The organism is Nitrospirillum amazonense, assembly GCF_007828035.1.
Taxonomy (GTDB): domain Bacteria; phylum Pseudomonadota; class Alphaproteobacteria; order Azospirillales; family Azospirillaceae; genus Nitrospirillum; species Nitrospirillum amazonense.
On sequence record NZ_VITV01000004.1, the window covers coordinates 605,987 to 622,608 of the forward strand.

A 16,622-nucleotide genomic window follows, 5' to 3' on the forward strand; every position below is an offset into this window, starting at 1 on the left:
CCGGGGCGGCAGTAGCGGTTGCTGGCCAATATGGGCGCCATGTCCACAGAAGAGCCGCCCCTGACGGGGAAGCCGGAGGGCGCCCCTCATGAGCATGGGGGGGCGGCGCCCGCGCCATTCGCGGCGCTGGCCGTCACGCGGCTGACCGTCACCCGCTTCCGCTCCTACGCCCAGGCCCGCCTGACGCTGGACCGGCGGCCGGTGGCGCTGACCGGTCCCAACGGCGCCGGCAAGACCAACCTGCTGGAGGCCGTCAGCTTTCTGGCCCCCGGGCGCGGCCTGCGCCGCGCCAAGTTGGGCGACGTGGAACGCCTGCAGGCCCCGGGCGAAACCTGGGAGACGCCGGGCTGGGCCGTGGCCGCCGAGGTGCAGACGCCGTTGGGCGCGGTGGAGATCGGCACCGGCCGCGACCCCAACGGCGCCCCGGGCAGCGAGCGCCGCGTGGTGCACATCGATGGCCGCCCGGCCAAAAGCCAGATGGCGCTGGCGCAATATGTTTCCTGCGTCTGGCTGACGCCGCAGATGGACCGCCTGTTCGTGGAGGGGGCGGCCGGCCGCCGCCGCTTCCTGGACCGGCTGGTGTTCGGCTTCCATCCCGAGCATGCCGGCCACCTCAGCCGCTTCGAACAGGCCATGCGCGACCGCATCCGCCTGCTGCGCGAGGGGGGCGACCCCTCCTGGCTGACGGTGCTGGAGGATCAGATGGCGACCAACGGCATCGCTGTGGCCGCCGCCCGCCGCGACGTGACCGCCCGCCTGGCCGCCGCCTGCCGCCGGGGCGTGGGGCCCTTCCCGGCGCCGGGCCTGGCCCTGACCGGCACTCTGGACGGCTGGCTGGCCGACCGGCCGGCGGTGGAGGCGGAGGACACGCTGCGCCGGGCCCTGGCGGAGGCGCGGCGGATCGACGCGCACGCCGGCACCACCACCGTGGGCCCGCACCGCAGCGACCTGGCCGTGACCTACCTGGCCAAGGGCATGCCGGCGGACCTGGGCTCCACCGGGGAGCAGAAGGCCCTGCTGATCGCCATCGTGCTGGCCAACGCCCGGCTGATGGCGGCCGAGGGCGGGGCGCCGCCCCTGCTGCTGCTGGACGAGGTGGCCGCCCACCTGGATGCCGAGCGCCGCACCGCCCTGTTCCAGGAGGTGCTGGCCACGGGGTCCCAGGCGTGGATGACGGGCACCGACGCCGCCACCTTCGCCGAGCTGGGGACCGCCGCCAGCCACGTCCGGGTGGTTCCGGACGAAACCGGCGGCGGCGTGGTGGTGGGCGCCGGATAGGCCCCTGGCGCTTTCGAGAGTCCGCGGAATGGGGGGCTGCGATCCCCCTTGGTTATGACGGTTTTGCCCCTGGGCGACGCGATATCTGGTAGAGTGTATCCATGGCACAAGAAGCTCTGACGACCCCCGACTCCGCCGCCGAGGATTACGGCGCCAGCTCCATCAAAGTGCTGAAAGGCCTTGATGCGGTGCGCAAGCGTCCCGGCATGTACATCGGCGACACCGACGATGGTTCCGGCCTACACCACATGGTGTACGAGGTCGTGGACAACGCCATCGACGAGGCGCTGGCCGGCTATTGCACGCGGGTGGACGTCATCCTGAATCCCGATGGCTCCTGCACCGTGCGCGACGACGGCCGCGGCATCCCCGTGGACATCCATGCGGAGGAAGGCGTGTCGGCGGCCGAGGTCATCATGACCCAGCTGCACGCCGGCGGTAAGTTCGACCAGAACAGCTATAAGGTCTCCGGCGGCCTGCACGGCGTGGGCGTGTCCGTCGTGAACGCCCTGTCAGAAATCCTGGACCTGCGCATCTGGCGCCAGGGCCGGGTGTGGGAGATGCGCTTCGCCCATGGCGAGGCACAGGCGCCGCTGGCCAACACCGGCCCCGCCCCGCTGAAGGCCGACGGCCGCCCCCTGTCCGGGACAGAGGTGACCTTCCTGCCGTCCAAGGCCACCTTCACCAAGACCGAATTCGACTACCAGACGCTGGAACACCGCCTGCGCGAACTGGCGTTCCTGAACTCCGGCGTCACCCTGTTCCTGACCGACGCGCGGGGGGTGGAGCCCAAGTCGTGCGAGCTGCATTACGAGGGCGGGCTGGAGGCCTTCGTGCAGTGGCTGGACCGGTCCAAGACCCCGCTGCACAAGCCGGGCATCGCGCTGCGCGCCGAACGGCAGAGCGACCTGGGCGGCACCATCGGCGTGGAAGTGGCGCTGCAGTGGAACGACAGCTATCACGAGAGCACGCTGTGCTTCACCAACAACATCCCCCAGCGTGACGGCGGCACCCACCTGGCCGGCTTCCGCGCGGCGCTGACCCGCACGCTGAACAACTACGCCAACGAGAGCGGCATCGCGAAGAAGGAGAAGGTGAACCTCTCCGGCGACGACATGCGCGAGGGCTTGACCTGCGTGCTGTCGGTGAAGGTGCCCGACCCCAAGTTCTCCAGCCAGACCAAGGACAAGCTGGTCTCCTCCGAGGTCCGCCCGGTGGTGGAGGCGGTGGTGGCCGAAGCCCTGGCGACCTGGCTGGAAGAGCATCCGGGCGACGCCAAGCGCATCATCGGCAAGGTGGTCGAGGCCGCCGCCGCCCGCGAGGCCGCGCGCAAGGCGCGTGAACTGACGCGGCGCAAGGGCGCCTTGGACATGGCCTCGCTGCCCGGCAAGCTGGCGGATTGCCAGGAACGCGACCCGGCGCTCAGCGAACTGTTCCTGGTCGAGGGTGACTCGGCCGGCGGCTCCGCCAAGCAGGGCCGCTCGCGCCAATTCCAGGCCATCCTGCCCCTGCGCGGCAAGATCCTGAACGTGGAGCGCGCGCGCTTCGACAAGATGCTGTCCTCGGCCGAGATCGGCACCCTGATCGCCGCGCTGGGCACCGGTATCGGGCGTGAGGAGTTCAACGCGGAAAAGGCGCGCTATCACAAGGTCATCATCATGACCGACGCCGACGTGGACGGCGCGCACATCCGCACCCTGTTGCTGACCTTCTTCTATCGCCAGATGCCCGAGCTGATCGAGCGCGGCTACCTCTACATCGCCCAGCCGCCGCTGTACCGCGTGAAGCGCGGCACGGCCAAGGAACGCTACCTGAAGGACGACCGGGCGCTGGACGATTACCTGATCGGCCAGGGGCTGGAGGATGTGACCCTCAGGGCCGCGGACGGCAGCGAGCGCCTGGGTGGGGAGCTGCGCGACGTGGTGGAGCAGGCCCGCTCCGCCCGCCACCAGCTGCAGGCTCTGACCCGCAAGGTGGGCAACGCCTCCGTGGTGGAACAGGCGGCCGTGGCCGGCGCCCTGTCCATGACCCTGCTGACCGACGACGCGCGGGCCGATGAACTGGCCCGCGTGGTGGCGGACCGCCTGAACCGCATCGAGGCCCAGGCCGCCCAGGCGGCCGGCAATGCCGGCGAGGGCGCCACCGTGGGCGTGGGCGCCTGGCAGGGTGAGCGCGCGCGCGAGGGCGGCCTGATGCTGTTCCGCACCAGCCGCGGCGTCACCCACCGCCACATCCTGGACGCCGACGTGCTGAAGAGTGTGGAGGCCCGCCGCCTGGACGCCATGGCCGACTTCCTGAAGACGGTCTTCACCGACGCCGCCACCCTGACTTACCGCGGCCGCACCACCCGCACCATCGTCGGCCCCACCGGCCTGATGGACGCGGTGCTGGAACAGGGCCGCCAGGGCCTGGCCATCCAGCGCTACAAGGGCCTGGGCGAGATGAACCCGGACCAGCTGTGGGAAACCACGCTGGACCCCAAGATCCGCTCGCTGTTGCAGGTCAAGGTCACCCACGTGGATGAGGCGGAAGAGGTGTTCTCCACCCTCATGGGCGACATCGTCGAACCCCGCCGCGACTTCATCCAAGAAAACGCGCTGAAGGTGGCGAACCTGGACGTTTGATCCGCCTTTTACTGTGCAATGAAAGAAAAGCGCCCCGGGATGCGAATCCCGGGGCGCTTTTCTTTGACGCTGTCAGGCGTCATGCCAACTGCAATTCCACGTCGATGTTGCCACGGGTGGCCTTGGAGTAGGGGCAGAGCTGGTGGGCCTGCTCGATCACTTGGCTCGCCACGGCGCGGTCCAGGCCGGGCAGGCTGATGGTCAGGCGGGCCTGCAGGAAGAAGGCGTCGCCGCCCTTGCCCAGGTCGACCTCCGCATCCACGGCGGTCTCGGCCGGCAGGCTGACCTTCAGCACCTGGGCGGCGCGGTTCATGGCGCCGATGAAGCAGGCGGACCAGCCGGCGGCGAACAGCTGTTCCGGGTTGGTGCCGGGGCGGCCGGAACCCGGGGGCGACAGGGTGACGTCCAGCTGGCCGTCGCTGCTGCGGGCATGGCCGTTGCGGCCGCCCTGGGTGTGGGTCTTGCCGGTGTACAGGACGGTGTCGATCTGGCTCATGGTCTGGATTCCTCAGTGTGGGGTGAAGGGCGGTGAGGGTATTTTAATCGTGTCCGATATAATCGGATGAACGGAAGGTGGCCCGGATGGCGCTTATTGTCAATATATCCGATTAGATCGCGTACGACTTTTCATTGGAAAAGAATGCCCCCTCAGATGCGAGCCTTGGCCCGGTCTCAGGGGGCGTTGATCGGAGACGTGAGAGCGGCGGGACGGGGCCTTAGCCGTGGCGGCGGGCGTAGGCCAGTTCCGCCGCCAGTTCGGCGACGATCTGGGCCGCCGGCAGGAAGCGGGCCAATGGGGCGCCCTGGCCGGCCCATTGCGCGCCATAGCCGGTGTCGCCGGCGGCCTTGGCGGCCGCGTTCAGGGCCTTGCCGGCGTCGTAGGCCACCGGGTAGGCGGGCACCGCGTCCGGCGGCAGGCTCTCGCCAAGGCGCGTGAAGGCGTTGGCCAGGCTGCGCGCCGGCCGGCCGGAAATGGCGCGGGTCATGATGGTGTGGTGAGCCGCCGGGCCCTTCAACGCGGCGCGATAGCCGGCGTCGGCCGCCGATTCGTCGGCGCTGACGAAGGCGGTGCCCAACTGCGCCGCGCCGGCACCCAAGGCCAGGACTGCGGCGATGCCGGCGCCGTCCATGATGCCGCCGGCGGCGATGACCGGCACGGCCAGGTCGCGGGCCAGCAGGCGGGTGAGGGCCAGGGTGCCCAGCCGGTCGTCCGGGACGTCCGGATCGAACACACCGCGATGGCCGCCGGCCTCATAGCCCTGGGCCACCACCGCGTCCATGCCCGCCGCCACCGCCTGGCGCGCCTCATCCAGGCTGGTGGCGCTGGCGACCAGGGCGATGCCGGCGGCGCGCAGGGCGCGGACGCGGCCGGCGTCCGGCAGGCCGAAATGGAAGCTGACCACGGCCGGCCGTTCCTCCAGCAGCATGGCCAGCATGGCGTCATCGGTGCGGAAGGTGGGATAGATCTCCCGCAGTTCGGCCGGCGGGGTGGCGCCGAAGCGGTCGAACAGCGGCCGCAGACGGTCGATCCAGGCGGCCTCGCGCGCGGCGTCGCGCTGGGCCGGCTGGTGGACGAACAGGTTGACGCCGAAGGGACGGCTGGTCCGCTCCCGCACCGCGCGGATCATGGCGCGGGCCTGGTCGGGCGTGCTGGCGCCCAGGCCCAGGGAGCCCAGGGCGCCGGCACCCGACACCGCCGCCGCCATGGGCGGAGTGGAAACGCCGGCCATGGGGGCCTGGATGAGGGGGATGTCGATCTTCAGCAGGTCCAGCAGGCGGCCTGCGGCGGCGGGGGTGGACATGGGATGTCTCCTATCCGGAACAGCTGATGAAAGATATACCGGGGATGCATTAATTGGCATCCCCGGCTTCCCGCGATCAGGGCGCGGTCAGGGGACGGCCGCCTTGCGCCGGCGGTACTCCGTCACGGGCAGTCCGCCCCAGCCCCAGTTTTCCAGCGGCACCTCCTCGATGACGACGAAGGTGCTGTCCAGCGGCTTGCCCAGGACCTCAAGCATCAGCGCGCTGGCACCCTTGATCAGGGCTGCCTTCTGTTCCGCTGTGGTGGCGTCGGCGCCCGGCGCCGTGCCTTCGCGGGTGATCTGGATGGTGACGACAGGCATGATGGCTCTCCCGCCTTCCTAGAGTTAGTGACCAGCGCTCTGGCCGCCGTCGACGTGCAGGATCTCACCCGTCACGAAGGGGGCATTATCCAGGTAGAGGATGGCGCTCACGATGTCGGCCATCTCCCCCATGCGGCCCACCGGGTGCTGCTTGCCCAGCCACTCGTGGGTAGACGGGTCGTGCATCGGGGTCTTGATGATGCCGGGGGAGACGGCGTTGACGCGAATGCCCCGGCCGGCGAACTCGATGGCCAGCGACTTGGTGGCGGCGTTCAGCCCGCCCTTGGTCAGCGAGGCCAGGACCGAGGGCACGCCGGAATTGGCGTGGTCCACCAGGCTGGTGGTGACCTGCACCACATGGCCGCCGTTGCCCTGCTTCAGCAGCTGGGCGATGACCAGCTGGGTGATGTGGTGGAAGCCGTTCAGGTTGGTGGACAGGACGCGGGCGTAGTCTTCGTCCGTGTAGTCGGTGTAGGGCTTGGCGATGAAGACGCCGGCGTTGTTGACCAGGCTGTCGATGCGGCCGAAGCGCTCCAGCGCCGTGGCGACCACGCGCTCCGCCGTTTCGCGGCTGCCGATGTCGCCGGCCACGGTAGCTACGTTCGGATCCTGCGAGGGCTGGATGGTGCGCGAGGTGGCGACGACACGATAGCCCTGGGCGATCAGGCCGGCGACGGTGGCGGCGCCGATGCCCTGCGAGGCGCCGGTGACGATGGCGACTTTTCCAGTGGTGCTCATGATGGAAACTCCTTCGGGATCGGTTGCGGGCGATCGTCCTTGTCGACGACGTTGCCCTGTGGATGACCCGAAAGATGCGCTCCGGCTGGTTGCGGGTGAACGCCCGGCCGGCGGCAGACATTCTTGCGCCGCGAGGAAGAGTGCGGTGTTTAAAGGGACTTGAGGGGAGGCGGGCACAGTTGGGCGAAATGGGCCCTTAGGCGCGGCACGGCATAATCGGCGAAGGCGCGCACCTTGGGCACGGACAGGCGCCCCGGCGGCGCGATCAGGTGCACCGGCACCGGTTCATGCTCATCCCGATCCAGGATGACTTTCAGGCTGCCGGCCGCCAGCTCCGCCGCGATGTGGTAGGAAAACAGGCGGGTCACGCCCCGCCCCTCCACCGCCGCGGCGGCGGCCGCGCGAATGGTGTTGACCACCAGGCGGGGGGTGAAGCTGACGGTGCGGGGCACCGCCGACCCGGGCACCGGCGGGAAGCTCCATGTCTCCAGCCCGAAATGGGTCATGGCTACGATGGCATGGCGGGCCAGGTCCGACGGCTGTTCGATGGCCGGATGGCTTTCCAGGTAGCGGGGCGAGGCCGCCACCACCCGCCGCACCTCTCCCACCCGGGTGGCGACCAGGGCCGAGTCCGCCAGGTGGGAGATGCGCAGTGCCAGGTCCATGCCCTCATCGATCAGGCTGACCGGGTGGTCGATCATGTTCAGGCGGACGGACACCTCGGGATAGGCGTCCATGAAGCCCGCCACGATGGGGCCCAGCACGTTCTCCCCCGCCGCCACCGGGGCGGTCACGGTCAACAGGCCGCGGGGCGCCGAGCGTTCGCCGGCGGCCAGCATGTCCGCCTCATCCAGTTCCGTCAGCACGCGGCGGCAGGCGATGGCATAGCGCTCCCCGGCCTCGCTCAAATGCAGGGAGCGCGTGGTCCGGTGCAGCAGCGCCGCGCCCACATGCCCCTCCAGGAAGGCGATGGCCCGGCTGACGGCGGCGGCCGAGCGGCGCATGCGGCGGGCGGCGCCGGCCAGGCTCCCCTCATCCACGGCGGCCACGAACACCCTCATCGCGTCGATACGGTCCATTGGGAGAGGCTCTCGCAGGCGGGTGGGGTTGGCTCCCACGATAGGGCCGGAACGCAACGGTTGGAATGGGGCATCGTCCGGGGCGCTTATGCTATGGATGCGCCCGACGCTTTCGTCCCTTGGAGCACCGTGCCGCCGTGACCACCCTGATCCTGTTCATCGTCCTGGCCTTCGCCTACCGCTTCGCCATGCTCGCCGTCTCCATCCGGCATGAAAAGGCGCTGCGCGCCGCCGGTGCTGTGGAGCACGGCGCGCGCAACACCCTGGCGCTGACCATCGCCCACATCGCCTTCTACCTGTCGGCGACGGTGGAGGGGCTGGTGCGCGCCGCGCCCGTCGACGCCGTCAGCGGTTTCGGCTTCGCCATCTACCTGTTCGGCGCCATCATGCTGCTGGTGGTGGTGCGGCTGCTGGGCCGGCTGTGGACGGTGAAGTTGCTGATCGCGCGCGATCACCAGCTGGTGACCCATCCGCTGTTCCGCTTGGTGCGGCACCCCAATTATTTCCTGAACATCCTGCCGGAACTGGTGGGCTTCGCCCTGACGCTGCACGCCTACTGCACCCTGGTCGCCGGTCTGGTCGTCTATCTGGTGCCCCTGACCATCCGCATCCGGCAGGAGGAACGGGCCATGCGCGAGACCTTCGCCGCCTATTGATCCGCCGCGACGGGAAAAATCGCTGGACCCAGGAGGTTGCCGACCCCACCTCAATGGGCGCAAGGCCATAGGGATGGGATCAGAGGGACAGCATGACCGCGGGTGAGGCCACTGACAGTCACGCTGCCGCCGCGATCCCCCGGCCTCACAAGGTTTCCGACATCCTGTCAGCCCTGGCGGCCGACGAACGGCGGGACCGTATCGCCATCGGCGACCTGCTGACGGCGCTGAGCGACCGCGCGGTGGGGGCGCTGATCTTCGTCTTCGCCGTGCCCAACGCCCTGCCCATGCCGCCCGGCACCTCCGCCGTGCTGGGCCTGCCGCTGGTGTTCCTGACGGCGCAGCTGGCCCTGGGGCGCAAGCCCTGGCTGCCCCGCTTCATTTCCAGCCGGTCGCTGGCTCGCAAGGATTTCGCCGCCATGATGGCCAAGGTGGCGCCCTGGCTGGCCAAGGCGGAACGCATGCTGAAGCCCCGCCTGGGCGTGCTGGCCCGCCCGCCGGTGGAACATGCGGTGGGGCTGGTCTGCTTCCTGCTGGCGCTGATCCTGTTCCTGCCCATACCGCTCGGCAACATGCTGCCGGCCGTGGCCATCAGCCTGGTGGCCCTGGGGGTGCTGGAACGGGACGGGGTATGGGTGCTGCTGGGGCTGGGCACGGCGGTGACGTCCGTGGCCGTCGTCTGGGGCGTGCTGGTGGCCCTGCTGAAAAGCGGGCTGTTCCTGCTGGAGCATACGCTGGGCCTGTAGGGCCGACGCCTGCTTCAGTGCGTGCCGGCGGCCGACTTCTCGATACGGTTGATATGGTCCAGGCCGGGCAGGATTTCGGAGCGCACGAATTCCACCCGCTTCATGGGTCCGCCGCCGCCATGGGGAAAGCGGGCCTTCCACAGGGCCATCTTGACCGCCAGGCCGCACAGCACGCCGCCGATGGTGACATGGTGGGCGGACAACTGGGCGCGGACGGAGCGGAAGCTGTCGGCGTTGATGTCGTGCCAGAAATCCTTGCTGCGCCGGTCAAACGCCTCGAACCGCCCGGTGATGGAGGTGGTGATGCCCGTCAGCATGCGCATGACGTCGCCGATCATCTTCATCAGCAGGCGGTCGCGGGTGATCATCTCGCTCTTGGTGGCCTCGTTCACCCAACCCATGAAACGCTGTACCTCCGGCACCAGGCCGTCCAGGCAGCTGCGGAAATAGGCCAGCGACAGGAAGACGTCGCCGTATTCCTCCAGGAAGTTGGGGATGTCCTGCAGCTGCACGTTCAGCTTCTGCGACAACAGGGTCAGGTTGCGCAGCGCCTCTTCCCGGTCGGGGTTGGCCAGCAGCTGGAACAGGTCGGCGATGTCGTTGATGGGGCGCTGTTCCGACCCGTAGACCTGCTGGATCAGCGGCAGGGTGAAGTCGCGCATATAGGTGGTCAGTTCCAGCCGCTTGCCGGCGGACAGGCGCAGGTAGTTGACGTCCTCCACCGGGATACCCAGGCGGCGAAGCTCAATGCGCAGGCTATAGACGTCGTAGCTGTTCAGCTGGGTCAGCCGGTGGATCTGCGCCATGTCGGTGCGCATTTCCTTGGCGTGCGAGGGGTACATGGTGGCCAGGTGTTCCGGGTTCACCTGGCCGCTGCCGGCCGACCGGTCCTGGAACACCTCCACCACCGTCTCCAGCCGCGCGTTCTTGATCAGCCGCGCCCGCTTCAGGCCCGGCGTCTGCACCGGGATCATGCCCAGCGGCAGGATGTGCAGCGCGTCGCGGTCGTCATCGGCGAACAGGCCATCATCGCCCGACGACGAAATCGTGGGCGGGAATTCCTCGGCGGTGGCCTCGCTGTCGGAAGGGGCGGGAGAAGACGTCAACGGGGCGGGATCCGGGAGGCAGCAGGATAGCGGTAACGGCGCCCTATGTCGGCCGCCTCGACCTTGCGTCAGGTATAGACGACGGGGGGTGAGGTCAAGGGTGCCCACGCAAGGATTTAGGTGCCGCCGGACATGCCCGCCTTGTGTCGCATCCACCCTTACTTGGGCGGTACCCCACCCCCCTGGATATTTGCGCGGGGGCCTCGGCCTCGCATACAGTGGGCCACAGGTACAAGGTGTGGGCCTTGGGATAATTTCTCCAATGAGCTGCTTTGTGAACAGATGGGCCGGGTCGGTGCCATGCGCCAGTCGGTGATGGGCGCCCTTGCCGGCTTGGCGGCCCTGCAACTGGGGCTGGCGGTCGTGGACATGCGGACGGCTTGGATCCAGGCGCGTGACGCGCAGGACAGCCATGCCCTGGTGCTGGCCGCTCGGGGGCTGGCGGGCGCGCTGGATATCCAGTCGGCGCAGTGGACGGCCTCATACCTGGCCTTGCAGGCGGCGGGGACGTTGCCTGCGTCCCCAGCCGTCACCACCCCCGCGGCCAGCCCCCCTGCGGTTGCCCCTTCCGCGGATGATCTGGCGGAAAAACGGCGGCAGGCGGACCAGGCGTTGGACGCGGCGCTGGAGGCGCTGCCCGCCAATGCCGCGCTGGACACCGCACGCCAGCGGCTGGCCGGGATACGTCAGGAGCTGGCGGGGCCGCGCCGTGCGGTGGACCAGATGCTGCATCGGGCCGGCGGCGACCGCGATCCGCCTCTGCTACGCAATTGGCTGGCGGGGGAAAGGGCGCTGGCCACGGCCGAGGGCCGCTTGGCGCGCGAGGTCGTGGCCACCGCCGCCCACAGCCTGCCCAGCGCCGACGCCGTCCTGGCCGGCGACGCGCTGGCGGCCCGCCGGGACGCCGACCTGGCGTGGGCGGACGCGTTGATGCAGCCATCCGCCGCCACGACCGCCCCCCTGTTGGACTGGCCCGCGTCCTCGCGGCCCGACGATGGCTTGGCCGTGGCCCTGGCTCGTTTCACCGCCGCCTTGAATGGCCGGCGCGCGCCGGAGGAGGTGATGACGGCGCTCACCGGTATCGGCGCCGTGGCGGACGGGGCGTTGGACCGCTGGGCGGCGATGCCCGTCCCCGCCGCCGGCTGGGCGGCGATCAAGGCCGGGGCGCCGCTGACCTTGGCGGCCCTGTTGACGCTGGCCATCCTGGTGACCTTGCGCCAGGGCGTGTTCCTTGCCGTGTCGCGCACCGCCCGGCTGATGCGCGACTTGGCGGAGGGGCAGGTGGCCCAGGCGCCGGCGCTGCTGCCGCGCCTGGGGCGCGATCCCCTGGTGGCGGAGCTGCATTCGGCGCTGGCCCTCTACTGGTCCCACGCCCGCCGCATCGAACGAGAGACCCAGCGCCGGGAACGGGCGGAGCGGCTGCTGACAGTTGAACGCAAGGTGCTGGGCATGACCGCCGGGCGCGCGCCCCTGTCGGCCGTGCTGTCGGCCCTCTGCTCCGGCATGGAGGCGGAGCTGGAGGGCGGGCTTTGCTCCATCGTGCTGGTGGATGCTGAGCGGCGCCACATCCAGACCGGCGCCGCCCCCAGCCTGCCGCCGGCCTTCGTGCGCGCCGTCGACGGGACGGAGGTGGGGGCGTCCGTCGGGTCCTGCGGCACGGCCATCTACCGGGGCGAGCCGGTAATCGTCACCGACATCGCCAGCGACCCGCTGTGGCGGGAGTTCCGGCAGGCAGCAGCAGAGGCCGGCGTTGCCGCCTGCTGGTCCCTGCCCATCCTGGCTGGTGACGGTCATCCCCTGGGCGCCTTCGCCGTCTATTTCCGCACCCCACGGTCGCCCGAGGGCTGGATGCTGGACCTGGCGCGCCGGGCCAGCCGGCTGGCCGCCGTCGCCATATCGGCGGAGCGGGCGGCGGAAGAGGTGGAGCGGGCCAAGGCCGCCGCCGAGCTGGGCAACCGCACCAAGACCGAGTTCCTGGCCAACATGAGCCATGAGCTGCGCACGCCGCTGAACGCCATCATCGGATTCGCCGAGGTGCTGGAGAATGACCTGCGCCGCGTTCCCGACCAGGCGACCAACACCGGTTATGCCGGTGACATCGTGGCCAGCGGTCGCCACCTGTTGGCCATCATCAACGACATCCTGGATGTTTCGAAGATGGAGGCGGGCAAGGTCGAGCTGCGCGAGCGGGTATGCGACGTGGGCGCGCTGGTGGCGGGGTGCGAGCGCATCGCCCGCGCCCGCGCCATGGAAAAGCGCATCGACCTGGTGGTGGCCATGGCGCCCGGGCTGCCCCCGCTGTTGGCTGACGACGTGAAGATCAAGCAGATCCTGCTGAACCTTCTGTCCAACGCCGTGAAGTTCACGGACCCGGGCGGCACCGTGTCGCTGACCGCCACCATCAATCCCGAGGCCCAGCTGGTCATCGCCGTCACCGACACCGGCATCGGCATCGCGGCGGAGGACCTGTCCAAGGTCTTCGTGCCCTTCCAGCAGATCGACAACGTCTACGCCCGCACGACGCAAGGCACCGGCCTAGGCCTGTCCCTGTCCAAGGGCTTGGCCGAACTCCATGGCGGCCGGCTGGACATCGCTTCGCAACTGGGCCAAGGCACCACCGTCTCCCTCATCCTGCCCAGCCAGCGTCTGCTGACAGGCGGCGCCGGCGAAGACGGCCGTCCCAGCTTGTCGCCCGGCGTGATGGCGGCGGCGTTGGGGGACAAGGGCGCCTGACAAGGGCTTGCTCGGCGGCAGACGCCCTCGACAGAGGGAAGGTCAAATGAAAAGGCCCGAAAGCGCAGTGCTTCCGGGCCTTTCCCCCACCGCTTCCGCGACGGACAAGGTCTCGAAGAAACTTAGATGTAGTAGGACGCCAGCGGCGAGAAGCCGTTGAAGTTCACCGCCGAGTAGGTGGTGGTGTAGGCGCCGGTCGCCAGGATGTCGACCTTGTCGCCGATGCGCAGGTCCACCGGCAGGCGATACTCCGTCTTCTCGTACAGCACGTCGGCGCTGTCGCAGGTGGGGCCGGCCAGGATGACGGGCTCGGCGGCGCCGCCGTCATGGGGCGTCTGGATCTTGTACTTGATGGCCTCGTCCATGGTTTCGGCCAGGCCGCCGAACTTGCCGATGTCCAGGTAGACCCAACGGCGCTCGTCCCGGTGCGACTTGCGCGAGATCAGCACCACTTCCGACCGGATCACGCCGGCGTTGCCCACCATGCTGCGGCCCGGCTCGATGATGGTCTCGGGCAGGCGATTGCCGAAGTGCTTGCGCAGCGAGGCCTCGATGGCGTTGCCATACTCGCCCTCGCTGGGGATGTCCTTCAGGTAGCGGGTGGCGAAGCCGCCGCCCAGGTTCACCATGCGCAGCATCACGCCCTTGTCTTCCAACGCATGGAAGATCTCGGCGGTCTGGGCCAGGGCCTTGTCCCACTGGGTCAGGTCGCGCTGCTGCGAACCGACGTGGAAGGACACGCCGTAAGGCACGACGTTCATGGTGGAGGCGGCCAGCAGCAGCTCCGTCGCCATCTCCGGCTCGCAGCCGAACTTGCGCGACAGGGGCCAGTCGGCACCCTCGCCCGAGGTCAGGATGCGGCAGAAGACGCGGGCGCCGGGGGCATGCTCCGCGATCTTCTCCAGCTCTTCCATGCTGTCGAAGGCGAACAGGCTGATGCCCAGGGCATGGGCGCAGGCGATGTCCGACGCCTTCTTGATGGTGTTGCCGAAGCTGATGCGGTCGGCGGTGGCGCCGGCGGTCAGGCAGTACTGGATTTCCGGGATGCTGGCGGTGTCGAAGCAGGACCCCCGCTCGACCAGCAGCTTCAGGATTTCCGGCGCCGGGTTGGCCTTCACGGCATAGAAGATCCGGGCCTCGGGCAGGGCGTCGTGCAGGTTGGCGTAATTGTTGGCGACGACGTCCAGATCGACCACCAGGCAGGGCGTGGCGGGCGTGTTCTCAGCGAAAAAACGAGCGATCTTCTCGGTCATCGATGACTCCGAGGCCAAAAGGCATATCAGGGGATGGATCGGGAATGGGGGCTTAACCGGGCAATGGCCCGGGTCCGTTCAGGCGTGCCAATAAAGCGGCCGGCCCGAACGGGTCAGATACTGGAGATATGCCCAGGCGGCGCCAGAAGCGCGCAAACCACCGGCCCGGTCTGACTGCAGACCGCCTGATCATGGCCCATCCGACTCTGCATCAGAGTGGGGGCGGGGGATCGAGGAAAGGCGGGCGCGTGCCCACCGACAACAACATCAACCATCGTAGCCTCCAATTCGCCGCCTTGCTTAAGGGACGGACGAGGATACGCGTTACGTCGTTGCATAACCCTGAGGTGGAACCATTCCGCCCGGGGCCATAGGCACGTGCGCTGCGACTGAGCGCTATATAAGATGGAAAGCCGGGGTTGCACAGCGATTTTTTTTGGTGAACGTCGCCCCTGCGACTTCATGGCCGAATCTCCCGCACCGCATGGCTTTGACCTCTAATTCCGCTTGGCACCTTGCGGGTTCCAGCCCGGACGCCGGCTCCGCCACAAATCTCATTTTCGCCACTTTTGCGGCCCAAATTGGCCATGTCGCGCTGGCCTTATGCGCATAGAGGACGACGCGACATGATCCCCTGCCGGGGTCGGAAGCACTCCCGCCCGGTCTCCCCCGACCGGCCTACCGGAGGTGTCCTCTCCAGCCTGCCCCGGCTGGTCTACCAAACGGCCACCGCACCTGCCCCCCGCGGTGGCCGTTTTCTTTTTATCGATTCCCTCAGATGTCGGGCGCGGGCATCCGCCCGCTGGGCTTGCCCTGCAATGGTGTGGACGTCTCACGCGATTGATTCCGGGCACGTTGAATTGGGCAATTGATCCAGCGCTTTGTGCCGCCGCCGCCTGCGGCCTATAGTCGGGACCCCTTCGACTCCGGCGCCCAGGGCCCATGACGTCACCTCAGCTTTTCACCGGCCGCGACCTGCTGTGCCTGCGCGGCGGGCGCCTGGTGTTCCAGGACCTGGACTTCCAGCTGGCGGCCGGCGGCTGCCTGACCCTGGTGGGACCCAACGGCAGCGGCAAGTCGACGCTGCTGCGCCTGATGGCCGGCTTGCTGAAGCCCTTGCGCGGCACCATCGCCTGGAACGGTGTGGCCTTGGGCCAGGATCCGGAGGCGCACCGGGCCCGCCTGCATTATGTCGGCCACCTGGACGCGGTGAAGGCCAGCTTCACCTGCCGGGAGATGCTGGCCTTCTGGGCCGGCCTGCGCGGCGGCGTCGGGGTGGACGCGGCCTTGGACGCCTTCGCCATCGACACGATTGCCGACGTGCCCGGACGCTTCCTGTCGGCGGGGCAGCGCCGACGCCTGTCGCTGGCCCGCCTGGTGGCCGCACCGGCGCCCCTATGGCTGTTGGATGAGCCCACCGTGGGCCTGGACCGTGCTTCCGTCGCCCTGCTGGAAGAGGCCATTGCCCGTCATCGCGCCGGTGGCGGCCGGGTGGTGCTATCCACCCATATCGACCTGGCGACTCCGGGTGGCGAGCTTCTGGACCTGGCCACCTTCGCGCCCGTCGAGGACGATCAGGACGGGACGGAGGACGCCGCCTGATGCTCCGCCTCATTCTGCGTGACCTGCGCCTGGTGCTGCGCCAGGGCAGCGACGCCACCGCCGCCCTGATGTTCTTCGTGCTGTGCGTGGTGCTGTTCCCCTTCGGCGTGGGGCCGGAGCCCAACGTGCTGACCCGCATCGCCCCCGGCGTGCTGCTGATCGCGGCCCTGCTGGCGGCGCTCTTGTCCATGGAGCGGCTGTTCCAGGGCGATTTCGAGGACGGCAGCCTGGAGCTGCTGCTGCTCTCGCCCTTGCCGGCGGAGGGCGTGGCCATTGCCAAGGTGGCGGCCCACTGGCTGGTGACGGGCGTGCCCCTGATGATCGTGGCGCCCCTGCTGGCGCTGTTGCTGCGCATGCCGGCAGACCAGCTGGGCCTGCTGGTGGGCACGCTGGCCCTGACGACGCCGCTGCTCAGCCTCATCGGTGCGGTGGGGGCGGCCCTGACCCTGGGCGCCCGGCGCAGCGGCGTGCTGCTGCCCCTGCTGGTGCTGCCGCTCTACATCCCCGTGTTGATCTTCGCTGCCGCCGGCCTGGACGCCGGCCTGTCCGGCCTCTCCCCCCGGCCGCACTTGCTGCTGCTGGGCGGCATGCTGTGCGGCGCGCTGGTGCTGGCGCCGCTGGCCATCGCGGCGGCGCTGCGGGCGGCGCATGAGTAGCCGGCCCCAGGTCTAGGGACGAGCGTTA

14 protein-coding genes are annotated in these 16,622 nt (G+C 69.2%); 7 read left to right on the top strand and 7 right to left on the bottom strand.

The features are described from left to right. Window positions 1-39: 39 nt before the first annotated feature. On the top strand, window positions 40-1,278 hold the full coding sequence (gene recF / locus FBZ87_RS14330; RefSeq protein WP_145610941.1) for a DNA replication/repair protein RecF: 1,239 nt from the start codon (window positions 40-42) through the stop codon (window positions 1,276-1,278). Between the two features lie 101 nt (window positions 1,279-1,379). Continuing rightward, entirely contained in the window at window positions 1,380-3,902 is a 2,523-nt protein-coding gene (gyrB, locus tag FBZ87_RS14335) for a DNA topoisomerase (ATP-hydrolyzing) subunit B (protein WP_145610943.1), read from the top strand. A gap of 79 nt (window positions 3,903-3,981) precedes the next feature. Here gyrB and FBZ87_RS14340 read toward each other — a convergent pair whose 3' ends face one another. From FBZ87_RS14340 to FBZ87_RS14360, 5 genes are all read right to left on the bottom strand, one after another. Further along, on the bottom strand, window positions 3,982-4,398 hold the full coding sequence (locus FBZ87_RS14340) for an organic hydroperoxide resistance protein (protein ID WP_145610944.1): 417 nt from the start codon (window positions 4,396-4,398) through the stop codon (window positions 3,982-3,984). Window positions 4,399-4,618: 220 nt separating this feature from the next. Then, complete coding sequence (locus FBZ87_RS14345; protein WP_145610945.1) at window positions 4,619-5,704, bottom strand: NAD(P)H-dependent flavin oxidoreductase; 1,086 nt, start codon at window positions 5,702-5,704, stop codon at window positions 4,619-4,621. 87 nt (window positions 5,705-5,791) lie between these two features. Further along, a complete protein-coding gene (locus tag FBZ87_RS14350) occupies window positions 5,792-6,025 on the bottom strand; it encodes a tautomerase family protein (RefSeq protein ID WP_145610946.1) in 234 nt (77 codons plus the stop codon). 24 nt (window positions 6,026-6,049) lie between these two features. Next, a complete protein-coding gene (locus FBZ87_RS14355; protein ID WP_145610947.1) occupies window positions 6,050-6,763 on the bottom strand; it encodes an SDR family NAD(P)-dependent oxidoreductase in 714 nt (237 codons plus the stop codon). 149 nt (window positions 6,764-6,912) lie between these two features. After that, window positions 6,913-7,842, bottom strand: coding sequence for a LysR family transcriptional regulator (locus tag FBZ87_RS14360; RefSeq protein WP_145610948.1), 930 nt, complete (start codon window positions 7,840-7,842; stop codon window positions 6,913-6,915). Between the two features lie 137 nt (window positions 7,843-7,979). Between FBZ87_RS14360 and FBZ87_RS14365 the strand changes: the two genes are divergently transcribed. Then, window positions 7,980-8,498, top strand: coding sequence for an isoprenylcysteine carboxyl methyltransferase family protein (locus tag FBZ87_RS14365; RefSeq protein WP_211106943.1), 519 nt, complete (start codon window positions 7,980-7,982; stop codon window positions 8,496-8,498). 92 nt (window positions 8,499-8,590) lie between these two features. Further along, complete coding sequence (locus tag FBZ87_RS14370; RefSeq protein ID WP_145610950.1) at window positions 8,591-9,244, top strand: exopolysaccharide biosynthesis protein; 654 nt, start codon at window positions 8,591-8,593, stop codon at window positions 9,242-9,244. A 14-nt stretch (window positions 9,245-9,258) separates the two neighbouring features. Here the strand turns inward: FBZ87_RS14370 and FBZ87_RS14375 are convergent, their stop codons facing one another. After that, window positions 9,259-10,350 (bottom strand): hypothetical protein, encoded by a 1,092-nt coding sequence (locus FBZ87_RS14375; RefSeq protein ID WP_145610951.1) that lies wholly within the window; start codon window positions 10,348-10,350, stop codon window positions 9,259-9,261. A gap of 282 nt (window positions 10,351-10,632) precedes the next feature. Between FBZ87_RS14375 and FBZ87_RS14380 the strand changes: the two genes are divergently transcribed. Next, entirely contained in the window at window positions 10,633-13,083 is a 2,451-nt protein-coding gene (locus FBZ87_RS14380; protein ID WP_145610952.1) for an ATP-binding protein, read from the top strand. A gap of 122 nt (window positions 13,084-13,205) precedes the next feature. On the opposite strand, the gene FBZ87_RS14385 is transcribed toward FBZ87_RS14380, so the two are convergent. Then, window positions 13,206-14,336 carry a type III PLP-dependent enzyme gene (locus tag FBZ87_RS14385; RefSeq protein ID WP_145610953.1) on the bottom strand — a complete coding sequence of 377 codons (1,131 nt, stop codon included), beginning with the start codon at window positions 14,334-14,336 and terminating at the stop codon, window positions 13,206-13,208. A 942-nt stretch (window positions 14,337-15,278) separates the two neighbouring features. Between FBZ87_RS14385 and ccmA the strand changes: the two genes are divergently transcribed. Both ccmA and ccmB read left to right on the top strand, forming a co-directional pair. Then, on the top strand, window positions 15,279-15,938 hold the full coding sequence (ccmA, locus tag FBZ87_RS14390; RefSeq protein WP_145610954.1) for a heme ABC exporter ATP-binding protein CcmA: 660 nt from the start codon (window positions 15,279-15,281) through the stop codon (window positions 15,936-15,938). Continuing rightward, window positions 15,938-16,594: a heme exporter protein CcmB gene (ccmB, locus tag FBZ87_RS14395; RefSeq protein WP_145610955.1), complete on the top strand. Its 657-nt coding sequence runs from the start codon at window positions 15,938-15,940 to the stop codon at window positions 16,592-16,594. Before ccmA ends, ccmB begins: the two co-directional genes overlap by 1 nt. Window positions 16,595-16,622: the final 28 nt, after the last annotated feature.